Origin of the sequence: Gibbsiella greigii (genome assembly GCF_039540155.1) — a bacterium.
Classification (GTDB): Bacteria; Pseudomonadota; Gammaproteobacteria; order Enterobacterales; family Enterobacteriaceae; genus Gibbsiella; species Gibbsiella quercinecans.
Genome location: NZ_BAABEM010000022.1, coordinates 402,165 through 424,723 on the forward strand (window position 1 = coordinate 402,165; position 22,559 = coordinate 424,723).

General features: G+C 58.5%; 14 protein-coding genes. 10 read left to right on the top strand and 4 right to left on the bottom strand.

Going from position 1 to position 22,559, the window contains the following annotated elements; genetic code table 11:
* Nucleotides 1–557 precede the first annotated feature (557 nt).
* The 8 genes from AC559G_RS17800 to AC559G_RS17835 all read left to right on the top strand — a co-directional run bounded on the left by AC559G_RS17800 (nt 558) and on the right by AC559G_RS17835 (nt 16,652).
* The gene (locus AC559G_RS17800) at nt 558–1,694 is read left to right on the top strand and encodes an efflux RND transporter periplasmic adaptor subunit (RefSeq protein ID WP_498913552.1); all 1,137 of its coding nucleotides are present in this window, start codon (nt 558–560) and stop codon (nt 1,692–1,694) included.
* Between the two features lie 10 nt (nt 1,695–1,704).
* The gene (locus AC559G_RS17805) at nt 1,705–4,854 is read left to right on the top strand and encodes an efflux RND transporter permease subunit (protein ID WP_498913554.1); all 3,150 of its coding nucleotides are present in this window, start codon (nt 1,705–1,707) and stop codon (nt 4,852–4,854) included.
* A 13-nt stretch (nt 4,855–4,867) separates the two neighbouring features.
* Nucleotides 4,868–6,271 (top strand): efflux transporter outer membrane subunit, encoded by a 1,404-nt coding sequence (locus tag AC559G_RS17810; RefSeq protein WP_498913670.1) that lies wholly within the window; start codon nt 4,868–4,870, stop codon nt 6,269–6,271.
* A 78-nt stretch (nt 6,272–6,349) separates the two neighbouring features.
* Complete coding sequence (locus AC559G_RS17815; RefSeq protein WP_498913556.1) at nt 6,350–6,970, top strand: TetR/AcrR family transcriptional regulator; 621 nt, start codon at nt 6,350–6,352, stop codon at nt 6,968–6,970.
* A 112-nt stretch (nt 6,971–7,082) separates the two neighbouring features.
* On the top strand, nt 7,083–7,244 hold the full coding sequence (locus tag AC559G_RS17820; protein WP_279022800.1) for a YnfU family zinc-binding protein: 162 nt from the start codon (nt 7,083–7,085) through the stop codon (nt 7,242–7,244).
* The gene (locus AC559G_RS17825) at nt 7,234–7,473 is read left to right on the top strand and encodes a hypothetical protein (RefSeq protein ID WP_498913558.1); all 240 of its coding nucleotides are present in this window, start codon (nt 7,234–7,236) and stop codon (nt 7,471–7,473) included. The genes AC559G_RS17820 and AC559G_RS17825 overlap by 11 nt, the downstream gene beginning before the upstream one ends.
* 195 nt (nt 7,474–7,668) lie before the next feature.
* A complete protein-coding gene (locus AC559G_RS17830) occupies nt 7,669–16,305 on the top strand; it encodes a GH36-type glycosyl hydrolase domain-containing protein (protein WP_498913560.1) in 8,637 nt (2,878 codons plus the stop codon).
* An 80-nt stretch (nt 16,306–16,385) separates the two neighbouring features.
* Nucleotides 16,386–16,652: a YjbD family protein gene (locus AC559G_RS17835; protein ID WP_095848702.1), complete on the top strand. Its 267-nt coding sequence runs from the start codon at nt 16,386–16,388 to the stop codon at nt 16,650–16,652.
* Nucleotides 16,653–16,716: 64 nt separating this feature from the next.
* On the opposite strand, the gene AC559G_RS17840 is transcribed toward AC559G_RS17835, so the two are convergent.
* On the bottom strand, nt 16,717–17,340 hold the full coding sequence (locus AC559G_RS17840) for a LysE family translocator (protein ID WP_498913562.1): 624 nt from the start codon (nt 17,338–17,340) through the stop codon (nt 16,717–16,719).
* A 144-nt stretch (nt 17,341–17,484) separates the two neighbouring features.
* Here AC559G_RS17840 and AC559G_RS17845 point away from each other — a divergent pair, with 144 nt between their 5' ends.
* Complete coding sequence (locus tag AC559G_RS17845) at nt 17,485–18,396, top strand: LysR family transcriptional regulator (RefSeq protein ID WP_498913564.1); 912 nt, start codon at nt 17,485–17,487, stop codon at nt 18,394–18,396.
* On the opposite strand, the gene AC559G_RS17850 is transcribed toward AC559G_RS17845, so the two are convergent.
* Nucleotides 18,397–19,359: a PDR/VanB family oxidoreductase gene (locus AC559G_RS17850; protein ID WP_498913566.1), complete on the bottom strand. Its 963-nt coding sequence runs from the start codon at nt 19,357–19,359 to the stop codon at nt 18,397–18,399.
* 12 nt (nt 19,360–19,371) lie between these two features.
* Entirely contained in the window at nt 19,372–20,403 is a 1,032-nt protein-coding gene (locus AC559G_RS17855) for an aromatic ring-hydroxylating oxygenase subunit alpha (RefSeq protein WP_498913569.1), read from the bottom strand.
* 145 nt (nt 20,404–20,548) lie between these two features.
* Here AC559G_RS17855 and AC559G_RS17860 point away from each other — a divergent pair, with 145 nt between their 5' ends.
* On the top strand, nt 20,549–21,463 hold the full coding sequence (locus tag AC559G_RS17860) for a LysR family transcriptional regulator (protein ID WP_498913571.1): 915 nt from the start codon (nt 20,549–20,551) through the stop codon (nt 21,461–21,463).
* A 22-nt stretch (nt 21,464–21,485) separates the two neighbouring features.
* On the opposite strand, the gene AC559G_RS17865 is transcribed toward AC559G_RS17860, so the two are convergent.
* On the bottom strand, nt 21,486–22,388 hold the full coding sequence (locus AC559G_RS17865; protein WP_498913573.1) for a GntR family transcriptional regulator: 903 nt from the start codon (nt 22,386–22,388) through the stop codon (nt 21,486–21,488).
* Between the last annotated feature and the right edge of the window lie 171 nt (nt 22,389–22,559).

Sequence of the window (22,559 nt, forward strand, 5' to 3'; positions counted from 1 at the left end):
ACTATGAATATAGTGAATAATCCTACAGGCCAAATGTGACTATCAAGAAAGAAGTACCCCTGTATTAATGCGAATATGATAATGCAAAGCGGAGGGCCATACAGCGAAAATAATTGACAACATAACCACACAAGCATTCGTTTAATAATTGTCATCATGACTACCTAATCATCCTGGTTATGATATCTGCAACTCCTTTGTCTGATGCCCGTTACGCTTCAAAATCATCAGCGCGTTCAAATAACGGCTCTACAAGCCTAATCCCGGTATCGTCGAAAAGTACAAAAAACTGTCTTAGCGTACAATAATTTTCGATACCCAAACTGCCCCACGCGGGGCTACAGCAAAACCGCACTATTATGCGGATACTGCGAGTAACCCGCTATCGCGTATCATCGCCCTACCAGGCAAGTTAATGCCGTCACACACCCTCTGAAAAGATATGTAACATTAGCCAACGAATTACTTACTCCCTTCTTATAACAAAGAAATTCCCGTTCCCGCATAATTTTTGAGAATACCAATTCTCATTAATTGCATCGGGAAAAATTAATGCTATGCGCCACACTTTATCGGTAATTTGTATCAGTCTCATGCTCACCGCCTGCGATCGCTCGGCAACGAGCGCCAGCCAGAGTGCTTCCGCGCCACAGATTGATGTCGTCACATTACATGCCCAACCCATCACCATCACCAGCCAACTGCCCGGCCGCACCGTGGCCGTACGTAGCGCGGAAGTTCGGCCACAGGTCAACGGTGTGATCCAAAAGCGGCTGTTCACGGAAGGGTCGGAAGTTAAAGAAGGCCAACAGCTTTACCAGATCGATCCTGCCACCTATCAGGCCGCCTACAATAAATCCCTGGCTACCCTGACCAACGCGCAGGCGGTGGTTAAGCGCTATAAGCCGCTGGCCGCGGCCCATGCGGTGAGTGAGCAAACCTACGACGATGCCGTATCAACCGCCGCACAGGCCATGGCGGATGTGGAATCGGCACGCATCAATCTGGAATACACCAAGGTGCGCGCACCGATAAGCGGGCGCATTGGCCGTTCCCAGTTTACCGAAGGGGCGCTGGTAACCAGCGGCCAGACCAGCAACCTCACCAGTATCTCTCAACTGGATCCCATCTATGTGGATATCACCGAGTCTTCGCAAAACATGCTGCGCCTGCGCAGAGCGCTGGCGCAGGGCCAGTTGAGCGCGCTCAACAATCATGAAGCCGCCGTGCAGCTCACGCTGGAAGACGGCAGCAGCTATCCGCATGAAGGCCGCTTGGAATTCGCTGAAGTCACGGTCGATCAGGGCACAGGCTCGGTCACCATGCGCGCAACCTTCCCTAACCCCGATCGTGAGCTGTTGCCGGGGATGTTCGTCCATGCATTGCTGAAACAAGGGGTGCAGAAACAAGGCATCCTGGTGCCGCAGGAGGCCGTCAGCCACGATACCAAAGGCCACCCTTACGTTTATGTCGTCAAGGCCGATAACACCATCGAGCAACGCAGCGTCACCACCGGCGAAATGCACGATGGCCAATGTCAAATTATCAGCGGCCTGAACGCCGGGGAGAAAGTGGTGGTTTCCGGGCTGCTTAAAGTACGCGCCGGCGTAAAAGTCACGCCGAATGAACGCAGCGAGAATACGGTGGCCGCGCCGACAGTGTCATTGTCCATGACCGATCCATCGGCACAATAGGGAGCCTGTCATGTCGAAGTTTTTTATCGAGCGCCCCATTTTCGCCTGGGTCATCGCGCTGGTGATCATGTTGGCCGGCGGGTTGTCCATTGTTAACCTGTCGATCAACCAATACCCCAATATCGCGCCGCCGGCCATTTCGGTTTCGGTGACCTACCCCGGCGCCAGCGCCGAAACCACGCAAAAAACCGTGGTGCAGGTCATTGAGCAGCAGTTGAACGGTATCGATAACCTGCGTTACATCGAGTCGCAGAGCAACAGCGACGGCAGCGCCACCATTATCGCCACCTTCGAGCAAGGCACCGATCCGGATATCGCCCAGGTACAGGTGCAGAATAAAGTCTCGTTGGCGGAATCGCAGTTGCCTTCGGAAGTTACCCAACAGGGTATTCGGGTAGCGAAGTATCAGGCCAACTTTATGCTGGTCGTCAGCCTGATTTCCGAAGACGGCAAGCTCAGTGATTCCGATCTCAGCAACCTGCTGGTTTCCCGCCTGGAAGATCCCATCGCGCGTACCAAAGGGGTTGGCGATTTTCTGGTAATGGGCTCGGAATATGCGATGCGCGTCTGGCTGGATCCGGCCAAACTGTATAAATATTCGCTGATCCCAAGCGATGTCAGCACGGCCATTTCGCAACAGAACGTGCAGATATCCTCCGGTAAACTGGGCGGTCTGCCAACGGTCGAGGGCGCCAAACTCAGCGCTACCATCATCGGCAAAACCCGCCTGGAAAACGTCGAGCAGTTCCAAAACATTTTGCTGAAGGTCAACAGCGACGGTTCGCAAGTGCGGCTCAAAGACGTGGCCAATATTGATCTGGGGCCGGAAGATTACAGCATCTCTTCCACCTTTAACGGCAAGCCGTCTTCCGGTATGGCTTTGCGCCTGGCCAGCGGCGCCAACGTGCTGGATACCGTCAATGCCGTGCGTGCCACCGTCGATAACCTGAAGTCGTCGCTGCCTGCCGGCGTGAGCGTAGAATTCCCCTACGACACTTCACCAGTGGTCAGCGCGTCTATCCACGAAGTGGTCAAAACCCTGTTTGAAGCCATTGTGCTGGTATTCTGCGTCATGCTGCTGTTCCTGCAGAACCTGCGCGCCACGCTGGTGACCACCCTGGTGGTGCCCGTCGTACTGCTCGGCACCTTTGGCCTGCTGTATGCCTTCGGCTATTCGATCAACACCTTAACCATGTTCGGTATGGTGCTGGCGATCGGCCTGTTGGTGGATGACGCCATCGTCGTGGTGGAAAACGTTGAGCGTGTGATGCACGAGGAGAAGCTGCCGCCGAAAGAAGCCACCATCAAGTCGATGGAGCAAATCCAGGGCGCGCTGTTCGGTATCGCCATGGTGCTATCGGCAGTATTGGTGCCAATGGCGTTCTTCGGCGGCTCGACCGGGATTATCTACCGGCAGTTCTCCATCACCATAGTCTCGGCGATGGTGCTTTCCGTGTTGATGGCGTTGATCTTCACCCCGGCGCTGTGCGCCACCCTGCTCAAGCCCAGCGCGGGCGAACATGCCACCACCGGTTTCGCCGGCTGGTTTAACCGCAAGTTCGACAACGGCACGCTGCACTACACGCGCGGCGTAAATTCAGTGATCAGCAAACGCCGGCTGTTCCTGTTGATCTATGTGCTTATCGTCGCGGCAACCGGCTACCTGTTTACCCGCGTGCCGACCACCTTCCTGCCTGATGAGGATCAGGGCACGATGATGATGCAGGTCACCTTGCCGGCGAATGCCTCAGCGGCGCGCACCCAGCAGGTGTTGAGCGAGATGAGCCACTACCTGTTGACCGAAGAAAAAGATACCGTCAGTTCAGTGTTCGCCGCCAATGGCTTCAGCTTCTCTGGCCGTGGGCAAAACAGCGCAATGGCCTTCGTGCGCCTGAAAGACTGGAGTGAGCGCAGCAGCGCGCAACAGAGCGTGCAGGCCCTGGCCGGGCGAGCCATGCAGCGGTTCGCCACGTTGAAAGACGGCGTCGCGTTTGCCCTGGTGCCGCCGGCGGTGATGGAACTGGGCAACGCCACCGGTTTCGATTTCTATCTGCAGGACACCTCTGCGAAAGGTCATACCGCCCTGGTGGCGGCGATGAACCAGTTCCTGTCACTGGCAAATCAGGATCCTCGTCTGAGCATGGTGCGCCACAACGGGATGAGCGATGAACCGCAGTATAAATTGAACATCGACGATGAACGCGCCCGCGCGTTGGGGCTAAGCCTGGAAGACATCAATGACACCCTGTCTACCGCTTGGGGCTCCAGCTACGTCAACCAGTTCATCTATCAGGACCGCGTTAAAAAAGTCTATCTGCAAGGCCGGGCTGCCTCGCGGGTTACGCCGGAAGATTTAAACCAGTGGTATTTCCGCAACAGCAGCGGCCAGATGGTGCCTTTCGCCTCCTTCGGCAGCGGTGAATGGACCTATGGCTCACCACGCTATGAACGTTTCAACGGTGTGGAATCGGTGAATATTATGGGGGCGCCGGCGGCGGGTTATAGCTCTGGCGATGCGGTAAAAGCGATTAACGAGATCGCCGCCAAACTGCCTACCGGCTTCCAGATCCAATGGCATGGCCTGTCTTATGAAGAACAAACCGCCGGTTCGCAGACCGTGGCGCTCTATACGCTGTCGATCCTGGTGGTGTTCCTGTGCCTGGCCGCATTGTATGAAAGCTGGTCGATTCCATTCTCGGTGCTTTTGGTTGTCCCCCTGGGGGTATTGGGCACCATCGCCGCCGTATTGATGCGCGGGCTTTCCAACGATGTTTTCTTCCAGGTGGGGCTGCTGACCACCGTGGGCCTGGCGGCCAAGAACGCCATTCTGATCGTTGAATTCGCCAAAGAGCTGCATGAGCGGGAAGGTAAAGATATCGTGCAGGCCGCAATTGAAGCGGCGCGGCTTCGTATTCGCCCGATCATCATGACCTCGATGGCGTTCGTTCTGGGCGTGCTGCCGTTGGCGATTGCCAGCGGCGCCGGTGCCGGCAGCCAGCACTCGATCGGCACCGCCGTGGTCGGCGGTATGTTGACCGCCACCTTCCTGGCAATCTTTTTCGTCCCGATGTTTTACGTGGTGGTGGTTCGGTTGTTCAGCCGTCGCCAGGCGAAAACCCTCGCAGCACCCGATAACGGAAAGCAGCATGAAGACAAATAACCCCACCCGCATGATGAATCATAAATTGCACAGATTAGCGCCGGCGCTGCTGGTTCTGGCGCTGGCGGGCTGCAACCTGCAGCCCCACTACGACCGGCCGGCGATGCCGGTGCCTAACCAGTGGCAAGAAGCCGGCGGCGCGGCCGCCACGGCGGAAGCTATCGGTTGGCAACAGTTCTTTGCCGATCCAGCGCTCCACCAGCTGATTCAGCTCGCATTAGCCAACAACCGCGATCTGAAGGTCGCCGCGCTTAACGTTGAGAGCGCCCGCGCCCAATACGGCATCCAGCGGGCCGCGCTGCTGCCGACGGTAGATGCCGGCGCCAGCCTCACGTCCGCGCACCTGCCGGGCAACCTGTACTCCACCAAGTCCACCGGCCCTGTCACCTATCAGCAATACGAGGCCAATCTGGGGGTAACATCCTGGGAGTTGGACTTCTTTGGCCGGGTAAGGAGCCTGCGCGATCAGGCGCTGGAAACCTACCTTGCTACCGAAGCAACCTCGCGCGCGACGCAGATCAGCCTGGTGGCGGACGTCGCCACCAGCTACCTGACGCTCTGCGCCGATAGCGATCTGCTCCGCCTGGCGCGCCAGACCGCCGAAAGCCAGCAAAACTCCTATAACCTGACCAAACTGAGTTACGATCACGGCGCCAGCACCGAACAGGATCTGGCGCAGGCGGAAACCGCACTGAAAAGCGCAGTAGCCGATGTGGCCAAATACAGCCGTCAGGTGCGCCAGGATATCAACGCGCTACGCCTGTTACTGGGCGCCGAGGTGCCCAACGCGCTGGTGAACAACGCCGGCCTGAACCGTGACTGGCGCTTGCCGGCGCTGCCGGCCGGCCTGCCCTCCGATCTGCTGGCCCGGCGGCCGGACATCGTGGCGGCCGAGCATACGCTCAAGGCGGCCAATGCCAATATCGGCGCGGCGCGCGCCGCCTTCTTCCCTAGCATCAGCCTGACGGCGTCCGGCGGCTCCGCCTCTGATAGCCTGGGCCACCTGCTTGAAGGGGGCACCGCCGCCTGGTCGTTTATTCCCAGCATCAGCGTGCCCATTTTCGATGGCGGTAAAAACCGTGCCAACCTGGAGGTGGCCGAAGTGTCCAAGCGCATCGAGATCGCCAACTACGAGAAAGCGATCCAGCAGGCGTTCAGGGAAGTCTCGGATGCGTTGGCGGGCCAGGCCACCTATCAGGATGAGCTGCGCGCACGTGAACAGGATACTGCGGCCAACCAGCGCTATTATGACATTGCGCAGTTGCGTTACCGGCAGGGCGTGGACAACTACCTGAATCTGTTGGTGGCTCAGCGTTCGTTGTATCAGGCGCAGCAAACCGAGATCGCGACCCAGTTGAGTTCGTTGACCCAGAAGATCACGCTGTATAAAGTATTGGGCGGCGGCTGGAAACCGTAGCGCAACACATCGGTGAATGGTGTCGGCAACCGCAGGCGCCATTCACGCTTTCCAACAATCACCACTGGCATTTTCCTCATGAGCGATAAAAACACCCGAGAATCCCGCCTTGAAGCGCGCCGCAGTCTGATCATCGACGCAGCGCGTATCTGCTTTCAGCGCCAAGGGCTGCGCGGCGCCTCCATTGCCGATATTGCGCGCCTTTCGCAGTTAGGCGCCGGCCAGATCTACCGCTGCTTTCATAACAAGGAAGAGATTGTCGAGGAGATCGTCCAACGCATCGTGTTTCGGCGCGTTAACCTGATGCTGGACATCAACCACGATCTGGAGCGCATGGCGCAAGCGCTGTCCGCCGCCGGTTCGATGTTCTCAGCCCCGCAGGAAGATTCGCAACTGTTGGAAGATGACGAAGCCTTACTGTTGGAAATCAGCGCTGAAGCGGTCCGCAACCCACGCATCGCCGGGATACTGCTGCGCGCCGATGAACGCATGATGCAGGAAGGCTGCACGCTGATGAAGACCCACTATCCCTGGCTACCGGACGAGCAGATCGCCGCGCGCGGGGAACTGATGGCGGTGTTGTGCGACGGCACCCTGCTGCGCCGCCGGATTCGCCAGGCGCGCGGCGACAGCGGCGCTGAACTGCAACGGCTGTACCGCCAATTATTTACCGCCCTATTTGCGCAGCCCGAAAAATAGCACGGCAATCATGCCGTGCCCCTATCCTGTCCTTCCAACAGAGGAAGATAAATCGGTTTTAGCGCCGCCTTAGGTGTATACTAATTGCCCACACATCTATCAGGTACAAGATATGTCTATCTTTGATGCCCTTAAGATGTTTAGTGACACATCAGTTAAAGTCACCTGCCCGCATTGCGCTTTTATTACCGAGCAAAGCAGCCGCAAAATGCGTAAAAATATCACGCTGATTTGCCCGAAATGCGGTCATTTTTTCCTGCCAGGTGAAGAATAAAGACACTATTCATAAGCTTTTCGCGCCGTTAAAAGCCTTATCAAAAGAACCCTCGCTGTCCACAAAGCCGGCGATGACGGACGAAGAATTTAAAATTTTCCTTTTCAAACAGACATGTATCTTGCTTTCCGGCGTAATGGCCGCGCGTGAAGGGCAAGCGTTGCTGATTCAAAAACGCTTTCGCCCTATTTACGACGCCCTGGCGGAAGAATATGCCAAATTGCCATAATGAGCCGCCGGTCTTTAAAAGCAGCATGATGGTTGATCCGCAAATTATTGCGTTCAACCTAAAAATAAAAATATAAAAAACCACGTATCCTACGGCCCTCTCCCGCCAAAATGAATTGGCTGTGATATCAAGATGTTCACGATCTCCCAACGGTGATAACCGGCTGTCCTTTGGGTCAGATACAGGTATTAATTCGTGAAAGAAAAACGCATCAACTGGCTGAACATATTTCGCCAGAAAAAAGCGCTGGCAAAAGCCCATCAAGCCACGCGGGAAACCAGCGCCGATACCATTCAGGCCGAGCTATTTTCCGTCGACCAAATGGAGCGCCACGGCCAGCGGTTGGCCCGTTCGCATAAGCTGACCACGCACAAAACCCCTTACTATCTGCTCCAGCGCCTGAATGATAACGAACGGGTGCTGGTTGACAGTTGCCAAACCCTCAGCCAGTGCAACAAAGCCAATATGACGCCGGCCGGCAACTGGCTGCTGGATAATTTTTACATTATCGAAGAACAGATCAGGGCGGTCAGGCAGCATTTGCCGAAAAACTTCGGCCGTGGTTTGCCGCAGCTCGCCCCACCGCATGGCTGCCCACGAATATACGATATCGCCACCGAAGCGATAGCGCACGGCGATGGCCGTTGGGACGCCGAGAACCTGGCGCGCTATATCGCCGCATACCAGAAAGAAACCAGCCTGAAGCTGGGTGAACTGTGGGCGCTCCCCGGCATGCTGCGGTTGGCGCTGCTGGAAAATCTCCGCCGGGTGGCAGTGGAAGTGGCGCAGATACAGCAGGAGCGTAACCTGGCGGATAGCTGGGTGACCAAAATGCAGGAAGCCGCCGCCAACGATCCCGCCAACCTGATCGTGGTGATCGCCGATATGGCCCGTTCCAACCCGCCGCGCACCAGCGCCTTCGTCGCCGAACTGGTACGCCGCCTGCAGGGGCACGGCACTATGTTGGCGCTGCCGCTCACCTGGGTTGAGCAACGGCTCACCGAAGTCAAACTGACCTCCAGCGAACTGGTGCACCGTTTTAATCAGCAGTTGGCGGCCAATCAACTGTCGGTGAGTAACAGCATCACCGGGCTGCGCCAACTGAGCGAGATGGATTGGCCGGAGTTCGTGGAAACGCTAAGCCAGGTGGAACGCATCCTGCAAAAAGATCCCACCGGAATTTATAGCCGGATGCACTTCAATACCCGGGATCGCTACCGCCATGTGATAGAGATGCTGGCGCGCCACTGCCCCTATAGCGAAATAGAAATAGCCCGGCAAACGCTGGATATGGCGCAACAGGCGGAGCAAACACCCGATGCCCCGCAACGCAGCGCACACGTTGGCTACTATCTGATCGCCCAAGGCCGCAAAGCACTGGAACAACGGCTGGGGGTGAAGCTTGGCGTTGTCACCCGTGTCCGCCACGCCTTTAGCCAAATGCCGCTGCTTGCCTGGTTAGGCAGTCTCAGCCTGCTCACCACCGCCAGCTGCGCCGAACTGCTGAGCCAGGGCCATGCCGCCGGCATCAGCTATTTCTGGCTACTGCTGCTGGCGGTGCCGTTGGTTATCGTGTTCAGCCAGCTGTTTCTCAACGCGCTTGGCAATATCACCGGGCATAGCCGTGCGCCGCAGTCACTGCCGCGGCTGGACTTTTCTGCCGGCATCCCTGCTGAATGCCGTACGTTGATCGCTGTGCCAACGCTGCTTAGCAGTAAAAGCGCCATCGACCAACTGATTAATACCCTGGAAGTGTGCTATCTGGGCAATGATATGGCCCACCTGCACTATGCGCTGTTGACTGATTTTACCGATGCGCCGCAGCAACAGCGTGCCGACGATGACGCATTGCTCAATTATGCGGTTCATCATATTGAAACGCTTAACGCCCGTTATCCCGGCCAGGCCGCCAGCCACTTCTTTTTATTCAACCGCTCGCGCCAATGGAATGACATGCAGCAGGTTTGGATGGGGTATGAACGCAAGCGCGGCAAGCTGAATGCGCTTAACGACTGGCTGCGCAACCATGGCAATGCCTTTTCAACCCAGATCGGCTTTGGGCTGGAAGTGCTGAAAAACGTCAAATATGTCATTACGTTAGACAGCGATACCGTGTTGCCGCGCGATACGGCCCACCAACTGATCGCCGCCATGGCGCACCCACTCAATCAGCCGCGCTATGACGAAGCCAGCCGGCGTGTGGTTAATGGCTATGCCATCCTCCAGCCACGCATGGCGGAGGAAATCCCGCGCTATGGCCAAAGCCGCTATGCCGCCCTGAGCAGCGCCACGCCGGGGAACGATCCTTATACACTGGCGTCTTCCGATATTTATCAGGATCTGTTCGGCGAAGGTTCGTTCATCGGCAAAGGCATCTATGACGTTGATGTTTACGCGCGGGCGCTGCGCGACGTCTGTCCGGACAATGTCATTCTGAGCCACGATCTGCTTGAGGGCTGCTATGCCCGCGCGGGATTAATCAGCGACGTGTTGCTGTATGAGCAATATCCCAGCAGCTATTTAGTGGATGTGGTGCGCCGCACCCGCTGGATCCGCGGGGACTGGCAACTGCTGCACTGGCTGCGCCCATCGATAAAAACGGCAAGCGGCGCGTACGTGAAAAACCGGCTGAGCATGCTGTCGCGCTGGAAACTTTTCGATAATCTGCGCCGCAGTCTGGTGGCGCCCAGTTTGATGGCGCTACTGTTTTTCAGCGCCGTCTGGCTGCCGATCAACGGTTATTGGCTCATGGCATTCCTGCTCCCACCGCTACTGCCGGCGCTACTCAGCTTGCTGCAGGATGGCCTGCGAAAACCATCTTATCGCCCGTTGGCCCGCCACCTGTGGCTGACCGTCAAGAGTGTCGGGAGCAATCTGCTCCAGTTGGTGTTAACGCTGGCCGTATTGCCCCATCAGGCCTGGTATAGCCTGCGGGCCATTGCCATTACCCTGTGGCGAATGGGGGTGAGTAAACACAATCTGCAAGAGTGGGCCAGCTATGCGCACAGCATCAACCTTAACCGCATCACCGCCGCCAATTTCTACCGCGTCATGTGGGCGAACCCGCTGGCAGCGGCCCTGCTCCTGCTGGCCGGCGTTCTGTATCACGGGCCATTGCTGGCGCTGATCTTGCCGCTGGCGCTGCTATGGGCGTTGGCACCCCTGCTGTCTTGCCTTCTCAGCCGGCCGCCGGTGCGCCCGGCCATCCCGCTGAGCCTGGCGCAGCGCACCGTCCTGCGCCGGCTCAGCCGTGAAACCTGGGACTTTTTCGCCACCTTTGTTACCGCAGAAGAGAATTGGCTGCCGCCGGATAACGTGCAGGAAATGCCGGCGACCAAAATCGCCCACCGAACTTCGCCAACCAATATCGGCCTGGCGCTATTAGCGGATCTGACCGCTTACGATTTCGGCTATCTCACCCTGGCGGCGGCGATCCAGCGTATAGAGCGCACGTTGGCCACCGTCAGCGGGCTGGAGCACTATCGCGGCCATCTTTACAACTGGTATGACACCCGCAGCTTAGAACCGCTGTCGCCGCGTTACATTTCCAGCGTCGACAGCGGTAACCTGGCGGGCCACCTGCTGACGCTGCGCGCCGGCTTGCCAGCGTTGCGCGAGCAGCCAGCCATCGATCCGCAGCGGATGCTCAACGGCCTATCAGACACGCTGGGCCTGCTGGAGCAGCACTGGGGCAGCAGCGCGCCCAAGGCCTTGCCGGCGCTGCGCCAGCGTTGGGCCGAAGCCCTGCAAACGCCTCCCGGCACGCTGATGGCGTTGCTGGAAGCCATGCGCCATGACGGCGCAGAGCTCAAAAAGGCCGCCCAGGAACAACCTGCCGCTATCCACCACTGGGCCAATGCGCTGGATCACGAATTGCAGGCGCTTTGCCAGGCATGGCCACAATGGTATAGCTGGCTCGACGGCGAAGAGACGCACCAGGAACCGCTGCCCACTCTGGCCTGGTTAGCCGCCCCACCGCCGGGGCTGGCGCTTTCCGTCGAGCGGCAGGCGTATCTGATACAGGCCGGCATGCAGGCCAAAGACTGCCTGCAACGCCTGGCGGCGCTGGAGCAAAAGCTGGCGCAGATGGCGCAAATGGATTTCGGCTTCCTCTATAACCAGGCCACTCACCTGCTAACCATCGGTTTTAACTGCGAGCAAAACCGGCCGGACAGCGGCAAATATGATTTGCTGGCTTCTGAAGTCCGCTTAACCAACTACGTCGCCATTGCCACCAACCAGATTCCGCAGCGCAGTTGGTATGCGCTCGGGCGGTTGTTCACCGTGCTCGATCGCCAGCCCGCGCTGATGTCGTGGAGCGGTTCAATGTTTGAATACCTGATGCCGCAACTGGTGATGCCGGCGTATCCCGGCTCGCTGCTGGCGCAAATGTGCCGCACCGCCGTGCAATGGCAAATCGACTGGGGCAAAAAATACCGGGTGCCCTGGGGCGTTTCTGAGTCTGGCTACTTTGGCTTCGACGCACAGCAAAATTACCAATACCACGCTTTTGGCGTACCGGGCCTGGGGTTAAGGCGCGGGCTGAGCGACGATATGGTAGTGGCGCCCTATGCCACGGTGATGGCGCTGATGGTGGATGCCAGGCGCGCATACCGCAACCTGGTTACGCTGGAGAGCCATGGCGCCCGCGGGCGCTACGGTTTTTATGAAGCGCTGGACTATACCCCTTCCCGCCTCAGCCATGGCCAATCCTTTGTGGTGGTGCGTTCCTATATGGCCCACCACCAGGGCATGAGCTTGCTTGCGTTCTCGCATCTGTTGCTGAACGCCCCGATGGTGGACCGTTTCGCCAGTTCGCCGGTATTCCAGTCGGCGCGCCTGTTGCTGCAAGAACGCGTGCCGGATGCGATAGAACTGTACGGCAACCGCCGCCAATTCGAGGCGAACGACGGGCTACGGGAACCGGCAAGCGTGTCAGCACGTGAATTCACCCATCTGGATTCGCTCATCCCCGAAGTGCAACTGCTGGCCAACGCCAATTATCGCCTGATGTTGACCCAAACCGGCGGCAGCTACCGCTATTGGCAGAACCTGGCGCTGACACGTTGGCGGGAAGATGCCACATGCGATAACTGGGGCGCATTTTGCTACCTCAAGGATCCGCAAACCGGCGAAACCTGGAGCAACTCCTGGCAGCCGCTCGGCGGCGCGGCGCAAAACGATTACGCCGTGTTTAACGATGCCGGCGCCAAATTCCAGCGCACGCTGGGCACCCTGGCGGTGAAAACGCAGGTGGTGGTATCGCCGGAAGACGATATTGAGCTGCGCCGCGTAACGCTGGTCAATCACGGCAAACAGCCCCGGTTGATCGAAGTGACCAGCTATGCCGAAGTGGTGCTGGCGCCGGCTAACAACGATCTGGCCCACCCAGCATTCAGCAATCTGTTTGTGCAAACCGAGTTGTTGGCTGAACAGGATGCGATTTTGTGCCACCGCCGCCCACGCGAACCTCATGAGCAATCCCCGTGGTTGTTGCACATGATGACGGTGCAACAACCGCGCGGCAGCGTCTCGTTCGAAACCGATCGTGCCAAATTTATCGGCCGCGGGCGCACCGCCGCCAATCCGCAGGCTCTCCAGCAAAATGGGCCGCTGTCCAACAGTGCCGGCGCAGTGCTCGATCCCGTCATCGCCATTCGCCAGCGTGTGCTGCTTGAGCCGAATATCCCGGTTACGCTGGATATTTTCTATGGCGTTAGCGAAAGCCGCGCCGGTGGCCTCGGCATGCTCGAGAAATACCGCGATCGCCACTTGGCCGATCGCGTCTTTGAGCTGGCCTGGTCACACAGCCAGGTAGTGCTGCGCCAATTGAACATCAATGAGGAAGAAGCCAATCTGTACAACCGCCTTGCCGGCGCGGTCATTTTCCCTGGCCCGGAAATGCGCGCGGCGCAGGGCGATATCAGCCGTAACCGCCGTGGGCAGTCCGGCCTGTGGGGGCATGCGATCTCGGGCGATCTGCCGATCGTGTTATTAACGGTGACCGACAGCGAAAACATCGCCCTAGTACAGCAGCTCATACAGGCGCATAGCTATTGGCAGATGAAGGGCCTGCAGGTGGATCTGGTGATCGTCAACGAGACCGCGGGCGGTTACCGGCAGGATTTGCAAAATGACATCATGGCGCTGATTTCGGCGGGCGTCGCCAGCGCACATACGCAGCGCGCCGGCGGCATCTTTGTACGCTCCAGCGAGCATTTGGCGGCGGAAGATCGCACGCTGCTGCTGAGCGTTGCGCGCATCTACCTGGACGACCGCCAGGGGGCACTGGCTGCGCAGCTCCAGCAGCGCCTGCAGGTTTCGCCCGCGCAGCAGCGCTCGCTGGCGTTGATCTCTGCCTCGACCCGGTTACCGACCGTGGCCCCTTTGCCGCAAGAATTGCCCCGCCCGCCGCTGCCGGCAGTGGGCAACCTGCAGTTTTATAACGGCACCGGCGGGTTTTCGCCGGACGGGCGCGAATACATCATCACGCTGGGCGCCAACACCGCCACCCCAATGCCGTGGGCCAATGTGATCGCCAACCCAGGTTTCGGCAGCGTGGTATCGGAAAGCGGCCAAAGCTACACCTGGTTTGAAAACGCGCACGAATACCGTTTAACCCCGTGGAACAACGATCCGGTCAGCGACAGCAGCGGCGAAGCCTTCTATCTGCGCGATGAAGAAAACGGGCATGTCTGGTCGCCGACCGCGCTGCCGGCACGGGGAAACGGCGGCTATCTCACCCGCCACGGCTTTGGCTACAGCGTATTCGAGCACCGGGAAAACGGCATCGATTCGCAGCTCACGGTGTTTGTCGCCAAAGCGGCGCCGGTGAAATTGTTTTTGCTGACACTGACCAACCTGTCGGGGCGCACGCGTAAGCTTTCCGCGACGGGCTATATGGAGTTCATCCTCGGCGATCTGCGGCAAAATTCAGCTATGCACATCGCGACACGGGGTGCCGACGCGCATAACGGTTGTGGGATCCTGGCCACTAACCATTACGGCGGCAATGGTAACGAACGCACCGCGTTCTTCGGCGTCAGCGGCGCCCATTGTTCCATTACCGGCGATCGGCGTGAGTTTATCGGCCGCAACGGCACGCTGGCAAAGCCCGAGGCCCTCACGCGGCGGCGCCTCTCCGGCAATACCGGCGCCGGCCTGGATCCTTGCGGTGCCGCGCAATCCGCCATGGCGCTTATCGATGGCGACCAACGCAGCGTGGTGTTTGCCCTGGGGATCGGCGCTAACGCCGAGCAGGCAGAGGCGTTACTGCGGCAATACCTGCAAGAAGATGTGCTGCTGAGCGCGCTTGATCAGGTGAAGACCTCCTGGCGCGATATCCTCGGCAAGGTTCAAATTCATACCCCGCAGCCGCAGGTGGATCTGCTGGCCAACGGTTGGTTGCTGTATCAAACGCTCTCTTGCCGAATTTATGCGCGCAGCGGCTATTATCAGTCCGGCGGCGCGTTTGGCTTCCGCGATCAGTTGCAGGACATTCTGGCGCTGAGTCATGTGCTGCCACAACGAATGCGCGAACAGATTGTGCTGTGTGCTTCACACCAGTTCATTGAGGGCGATGTCCTGCACTGGTGGCACCCGCCGCAGGGCAACGGCGTGCGCACCCGCTGTTCCGATGATTACCTCTGGCTGCCGCTGGCGGTTTGCCACTACCTGGACGCAACCGGCGACGACGGGATCCTCGCCGAGTCCATCCCTTACCTGGAGGCCCGGCAGGTACCGCCGGGTGAGGAATCCACCTACGAACAGCCGCAGCAAAGCGCGGTGAAAGAAACCCTGTATCAACATGCCGCCAGAGCGCTGAAACACGGGTTGCGCTTCGGTGAGCGCGGCCTACCGCTGATGGGATCGGGCGATTGGAATGACGGCATGAACCGGGTTGGCCTTGAAGGGCGCGGGGAAAGCGTGTGGCTGGGTTTCTTCCTGTTTCACATTCTGCAACGCTTCGGTGCTCTGGCCGCGCGGCGCAACGACGGCGATTTGGCCGCCCTGTGCAGGCAGCAGGCCGATCAACTGCGGCAACACCTTGCTGACCATGCCTGGGATGGCGCCTGGTACCGGCGCGGTTATTTTGACGACGGAACGGCGCTGGGCTCACAGCATTCGGCCGAGTGCCGGATTGATGCGATCGCGCAAAGTTGGGCGGTGCTGTCCGGCGCCGGCGACACAGCGCGCAATGCCGTAGCGATGCAGGCGCTGGACGAACACTTGGTGGATGACAACGCAGGGCTGATCAAGCTGTTGACCCCACCGTTCAACGGCGAAGGCCCAGATCCCGGCTACATTCGCGGCTATTTGCCCGGCGTGCGTGAAAACGGCGGCCAGTATACCCACGGCGCCATCTGGGCCGTGATGGCCTTTGCGGAAATGGGCAACGTCGAACGGGCCTGGGAACTGCTGGATCTGATTAACCCGATCGTGCACAGCCAGGATAAAAGCGCGGTTGCACGTTACAAAGTGGAGCCGTATGTCATCAGTGCCGATGTCTATTCCGAACCGCCGCATACCGGGCGCGGCGGCTGGAGTTGGTACACCGGCTCCGCCGGCTGGCTGTACCGTCTGATCCTGGAATCGCTGCTGGGGCTGAAACGCCAGGGCGATATGCTGGCAATTGAAACCCGGCTGCCGGCGCATTGGCCGCAGGTCACCGTCAGCTACCGCGAAGGCGGCAGTGAATACCACATCACGTTGGTGCAAGGCAGCGGCAAAGGCCAAATCAGCGTGGACGGCGTGCCGCAACCGGGGCTGGCATTCCGGCTCGTGGATGACGGCAAACCCCATCAGGTGGCGGTGATGCTGGGCGAAAGTTGACGGTTAAGCGAAGTCGCAGGAAACAAAACCAAGCGTTTCCTCTATAATAAGAGCCTCAACTCCGCGAACAGGCCAAAACTATGCCCAGATTGACACAGAAAGACATGACGGAAAGCGAACAGCGTCAGCTTAAAACACTGCTCGATCAGGAAAGGAAAAAACACGGCCGCCCGCTGACCAACGCTGAGAACAACCGTATCAAAGACGATTACATTGATAAATTAATGAGTGAACGCGAAGCCCTGGCTAAAAAAGCCCGGGCGGAAAAGAAAAAGAATAAGTTCAAGCCAGATGCCACCGCCACTTACGTCTGGTCGTCCAACACTAACCTGCGCGGGCGCCGTTAGCCCTGCACCAGCCCTGCATAAACGGCGGCAACCCGGCCGTTTATGCAGGCTGGACACATTCGCCTCACAGCCTTACCCACGCAAACAGCGTATAGGCAAACCCCACTGCCGCGATAATAAGTAAAAATGCTGACGATACCACGCCGATAGCCGGCCGGTAGCGGCGCATAAACGCCCCGCGCACCAGAAACACATAGGCGGTTAATATCAGCAAATCCATCGTCACCCACACCGCAGACAGCACGGCCATACTGCTGCCGAATGCACGTGTAACGTTGATAAACTGCGGGAAAAACGCCATGAAGAAAATGATGTCTTTCGGGTTGGCGATCCCCACCATAAAACCGCGCAAAAAGCCCCTATCCGTGCGGCGAGAAGCGGGTGCCTCATCCAACATCGTCTGCCTGCCAGCCCATAGCGCATGCAATGCGACGGCGGCCAGATAGAGGCAACCGGCCAGGCTGATGAGCATAAACAGCGTGGTGTTAATGGTCAGCGTGCCGGCGATAGCCAGCGCCGCTACGGCGATCAGGCACAGCGACGCCATATTCGAACCCAGGCTGGTATAAATCGCCTGTTTGCGTCCATGGCGGGCGGCGGTATCCACCACCACCGCCACCACCGGGCCGGGGGTAATAATCAGCATAAAAATCGAGGCGATATAAAGCAGTAACAATGGGGCGTTCATGGCCTTTCCTGGTTTGTGATGTTTAGGGGGTGGCGCTGGCGGCAATTAACCTGCCGGCGAAGCGGATTATCGGTGGGCACGCGCGGATTGAAAAACGGAAAAAAGTGCGCTCTAATGTGAGTAAAACTCACAATTGGTGCCAACATGCCGGCAAAACTTCCTCCCCTTTATGCCCTGCGGGCGTTTGAAAGCGCCGCCAGGCACGCTTCTTTTTCGCTGGCAGCGGAAGCGCTGGCCATCACGCCCAGTGCCGTTAGCCGCCACGTCAAAACGCTGGAAGACTATTTCGGCTGCCGGTTGTTTATTCGCCGCGGGCCAAACGTGGCGCCCACCCCCGCCGGCAAGCTGCTGGCCGGGCAATTGCGCGCCGGCTTTCACACCCTGGAAACCGCCTGTGAGGCTTTCCGCAGCAACACTCACGATTTGCGCCTCAAAGCGCCGTCGACGCTGACCATGCGCTGGCTATTGGACTGCATGCGGGCCTTGAATGAGATTAACTCAACGATGAACGTGCAGATCGCCAGCGTGTGGATGGATGTGGATCAAGTTGATTTTCTCAGTGAGCCGTACGATTGCGCGATCCTGCTCGGGCGTGGGGATTTCGGTGCCGGCACCGCCTGCGCGCCGCTGTTTGACGAATGGCTGATCCCGGTGTGCGCGCCCGCTTTCCCGCTGAAAAAGCTAGCGGATCTGCCCTTCTGCGAGCTGATCCATCCTTCGCCGGATCGCCGTGACTGGCGCCGTTGGTTGCAGAAAGCCGGTGGGGAAATGGCGGTGGAGATACATAAGGGCAAAGTTTTCGATAGCCTGGAGCAAGGCATCGTGGCCGCTATTTGCGGCCACGGCGTCTCCATTGGCGATCTGGTTTTGTGCGCGCAGGCGCTGGAGCAAGACCAATTGGTTGCGCCCCTGGCGCAAGCGGCTGGCACGGGCGACGGTTACTACCTGGTGTGGCCGGAAAATACGCTGAAAAAGGGCAATATTGACCGGCTGTATCACTTTTTAAACAGCCGGGTACCGGCCGTTAATCTGCCGGGCATGCAATACCTGGCCTGATTACAGATCGATCACCAGCCGCGCGCTGCGGCTGCGTGAACAGCACAGCGCAATTTGCTGCTGCGCCGCCGTTTTTTCCTCGTCGGATTGCACCGTATCGCGGTGATCCACTTCGCCTTCAACCACCGGCGTCAGGCAGGCGCCGCACAGCCCCATCTCACAAGAAAGCGGTACATCCACGTTATTCTCAATCAGCACGCAGGCAATGCTTTTCTCGGCGGGAACGCGATAACTTTCGCCGGTTGACCGCAAGGTTACGCTGAACCCTTCATCCGCCGACGGTGCTACCGGCGGCGGCGCACAGAATGCCTCGGTGTGGATCTGCTCGGGCTGCCAGCCGTGATCACTTGCCTGCCGGGCGACGTGCGCCATGAAATCAGCCGGCCCGCACAGATAGAGCCGCGCATCATCCGGCTGGGCATACAAACCCGGCGGCAGTTCCTTGCGCGGGCTGTGCCCGGCGCAGCCTGACCATACCGTGCAGCGGCCATGCCGGAACCCTTGCGCCAGCCGTTCTGCGAACGCCACGTCGCCACGCTGTTTCACATAATAGTGCAGCTCAAACGGGGTGCCGGCGGCATCCAGCGCTTCCGCCATCGCCAACAGCGGCGTGATGCCGATGCCGGCGGCCAGCAGCAGATAGTGGCCGGCCGGCGCCAGCGGGAACACATTGCGCGGCGCCGAGATGGTCAACCGCTGCCCCAGCCGCAGCGTTTCATGCAGGTAGCGCGAGCCCCCGCGCGATGCGGCCTCTTTTTTAACGCACAGCAGGTAATGATCGCGGCGTGCCGGGTTGCCCGCCAGCGAATACTGGCGGACGATCCCTTGCGGCAGGTGCACATCAATGTGCGCCCCCGCCTGCCAGGCGGGCAACGGTTCGCCGTTTTCCGCCACCAGCCGCAGCGCCATGTTGCCGCGGCCTTGCCGTGATAAAGCGTCGACAATCACGTTCAGCGTATCCATTGCCCTTTCCTCCTATGCCAGGAAAAACTCGCCAAAGCCCCGTTTCTTCAAACCGCGGCGGTAAGCGATCGAACTGCGGTCCGCCGGGATATGGGCCTCCAGCGTCAGATCCAACGGCAAACGCTCTGGGCGCTGGGTTTCCACCATCAGCCGATCTTCTTCAAACACCTTCAGGTTGAAAGCGTGCACATCTTCCACCGGAATATGCTGGTCAAAATTACGCGTAATCGGCGCAAACAGCCGGGTTTTTCTGGCGGAGACCGGGCAAGCGGCGTTCATGATCACCAGCCGCGCATCGCCCGGGAAGTGAATGGTCAGCGTGGCGGTAAACGGCAGGTGCATTTCAAAATGTCGTAACCATTTAAAATCTTCGGGCGCGCGGTAATCCGAGCTGGCCGGGTAGTTGCCCACTGTGCTCCAGTAGTCGACGCTGAAACCGTATGGCGTTTCCACCGGGTTATAAGGCGGCACCACCTGGTTTTCCGGATCGGCAAAGGTTTCGGTGTGGATCCAGGCAAAGTGCGCCACGTCGAGGAAGCCTTCTACCTGGCGCCCGGCAAAGCCGGCAACATCAAACGCCGGGCATACGATCTGTTGAAAACCTTCATCTTCCCAATGCGGCATGGTCGGCAGCGCCGGCATTTCATCTTCCGCTGGCGCCAAGCAGGTCCACACCAGCCCATAGCGCTCGGCCACCGGGAAGGTCAGCAAGTGCAGTTTGGCAGGGATCGCCTGATCCGGGCTGGAAGGCACACGGTTGCAACGGCCGTTTTCACCAAAGCGCAGGCCGTGATACGGGCAGATAATCCCTTCGCTATCGTGCGTTGATAGGCTAAGCGGCACGCCCCGGTGCGGGCAGATATCCCGTGCGACCACCACATTGTCTTTCACGCGGTAGATCACCAGTTGTTCATCCAGCAACGTCACCTTTTGCGGTGCGTTGGTCACTTCAGAGGAAATGGCGATCGGGTGCCAATATTGCGCCAGGCGCAGCCAGTCATCGGGTTCAAAGCTGCATTGCGGCGGAGGGGTAATTTTCGTCATTGCATTCACCTGTCTTCGTCTCCAGGCCTGGGCGATGCCCGGCGCTGTTGTTATCAGTGCTTGCATTGTGGATAATCGGAGGTGTTGCAGTCCATAACAGTTTTTTTACTTATCATCTGCAAAAATTAGTACAGGGCATTAACCTATGGATCCATTTTCACGTTTTTCACACTATTTTTTGGCCGTCGCTCGCACCGGCAGCTTGCGCAAAGCGGCGGAAGTGCTGCATGTTTCCGCCTCGGCGATTAACCGCCAGATCCTGCTGGCTGAAGAGATGATGGAAACCCTGCTGTTCGAACGCCTGCCCTCCGGCCTGCGCCTGACCACCGCGGGCGAACTGCTTTACGATGATATTTTGCGCTGGAACAAGGAGTACCGCCGCACGCGGGAACGCTTTGATGAACTGCAAGGGTTGAAGCGCGGCCACGTCAGCATTGGGCTGATTGCCGCGCTGAACGAAGGGCCGGTGGTGGAGGCCCTGGCGGCCATCGCCCAGGAATACCCGTGGTTTACCTTCGATATCGGCATCCACGACAGCCAGGTGATCGGCGAGCAGGTGGCCAATGCCGACGTCGACTTCGGTATTTTGCTCGATCCGATCGAAAGCACCGGCCTGGAAGTGCGTGCGTTTTCTGAAATGCCGATCGGCGTGGTGATGCCGCCGGCGCACCCGTTGGCCGATCAGCCCCGGCTTTCCATCGGTCAACTGGGCGAATACCGCCACCTGATGCCGGCCGCGCCGCTGATCGTGCACGATCGCACCGCGCTGTTGTATAAACGCCACAATATGACGCCGGCAGCCAGCATGACCTGCAATGATATCCGCATGATGAAATCCCTGATCCGCGCCGGCGCGGGGATTGCGGTGCTCAGCGTGCTGGACGTCTTCACCGAAGTGGAAACCGGCGCACTGGCGTTTGTCCCTTTACAAGGGCCGCCGGTTCGCCCGTTAACGCTGGCGCTGTGCGTCGCCCCGCGCCGGCAACTATCGCGTGCCGCGCAGTTGGCGATTCAAAAAGTCAGCGCGGTGATAGAATCGCTGCAACAGGCGGAAAAATGAGCGGCATTTGGGTGCGGCCGTTTTATTGACTGGCCTTGCCCACCTTGTTCAACACCATCTGGTAAGCGGACTGTAAATGGCTGCGCATCATTTCCGCCGCCGCGTCCATGCGTTTATCCAGCACGGCGTCGATGATGGCCACATGCTCCTCGCACCATTCGCGCACCCGCTGCTTGTTGGTGTAGCTGCCAAACTCCAGCAATCGCCGCAGGCGGTTTTGTTGTTGGATCGCCTGCAGCACAAAGATATTGCCGCTGAACTCGGCCAGCATCTCATGGAAGCTGGCATCGGTGTCGAAGATCTGCCGGCCGTCGACGGCCAAAATATCCGGGTGGGAAATCAAATAGATATGCTGTAAACGCAGGCGCTTGAGCGCACTGCGCTCCACCCGAAACGCCGGTGAAAGCAACGCGGCCGGCTCAATCATCAGGCGAAAGCCGTAGCCGTTGCTCAGCGCCACATCGGTATTGAGCGTCGGTAAAAATGACCAACCCTGCCCTTTGTTACGGGCGATCAGCCCATCTTCCGACAGGCGCAGCAGCGTGCGCGCCATCACGCTGCGATCCACATCGTAGCGTTGGGCAATTTCAATCTGGGTGAGTGAATCCGGCAGCTTGCCGGCAATCCGATCGCGCACCAGCTGTTCATACAAATCCTGATCGCTGCTGACCGGAATATCAATATTGATCTGGTGCAGTTCATTAAAGGATTTAACCAGGAAGAACCCCTGATTGCGCCGGGCTTCGATAATGCCCAGCTCGCTCAGCAATTTCAGCGCCGAGCGCACCGGCGTACGTGAAACGCCGAGCAAATCGGCAAGCTGTTGCTCCCTCAGGTGATGACCTGGCTCAAACTTTGCATCACGTATTACGTCAAGGATTTGGTTCGCCAGTCGCCGTCCGCTGGCTGTTGCTGTCTGGGTCATGGAAGAATGCGCCTGAAAAAGTATTTATTGTGATTATTGTACAATAGCACAGGTGATTTTTAGGGTGAATACAATCCAGAATAAGCCCCAAGATCGTGCATAAAATGCACCAAAGAAGAGCCTTGACGCACGCCATTAATTGTATTTAATGATACATAAAGAGCAATTTCA

Excerpts from the sequence above, each read along its gene's own strand:
- AC559G_RS17840 (WP_498913562.1), bottom strand. The coding sequence starts at position 17,340 with ATGAACGCCCCATTGTTACTGCTTTATATCGCCTCGATTTTTATGCTG.
- AC559G_RS17815 (WP_498913556.1), top strand. The coding sequence starts at position 6,350 with ATGAGCGATAAAAACACCCGAGAATCCCGCCTTGAAGCGCGCCGCAGT.
- AC559G_RS17865 (WP_498913573.1), bottom strand. The coding sequence starts at position 22,388 with ATGACCCAGACAGCAACAGCCAGCGGACGGCGACTGGCGAACCAAATC.
- AC559G_RS17810 (WP_498913670.1), top strand. The coding sequence starts at position 4,868 with ATGAATCATAAATTGCACAGATTAGCGCCGGCGCTGCTGGTTCTGGCG.
- AC559G_RS17820 (WP_279022800.1), top strand. The coding sequence starts at position 7,083 with ATGTCTATCTTTGATGCCCTTAAGATGTTTAGTGACACATCAGTTAAA.
- AC559G_RS17800 (WP_498913552.1), top strand. The coding sequence starts at position 558 with ATGCGCCACACTTTATCGGTAATTTGTATCAGTCTCATGCTCACCGCC.
- AC559G_RS17850 (WP_498913566.1), bottom strand. The coding sequence starts at position 19,359 with ATGGATACGCTGAACGTGATTGTCGACGCTTTATCACGGCAAGGCCGC.
- AC559G_RS17835 (WP_095848702.1), top strand. The coding sequence starts at position 16,386 with ATGCCCAGATTGACACAGAAAGACATGACGGAAAGCGAACAGCGTCAG.
- AC559G_RS17855 (WP_498913569.1), bottom strand. The coding sequence starts at position 20,403 with ATGACGAAAATTACCCCTCCGCCGCAATGCAGCTTTGAACCCGATGAC.
- AC559G_RS17860 (WP_498913571.1), top strand. The coding sequence starts at position 20,549 with ATGGATCCATTTTCACGTTTTTCACACTATTTTTTGGCCGTCGCTCGC.
- AC559G_RS17845 (WP_498913564.1), top strand. The coding sequence starts at position 17,485 with ATGCCGGCAAAACTTCCTCCCCTTTATGCCCTGCGGGCGTTTGAAAGC.
- AC559G_RS17805 (WP_498913554.1), top strand. The coding sequence starts at position 1,705 with ATGTCGAAGTTTTTTATCGAGCGCCCCATTTTCGCCTGGGTCATCGCG.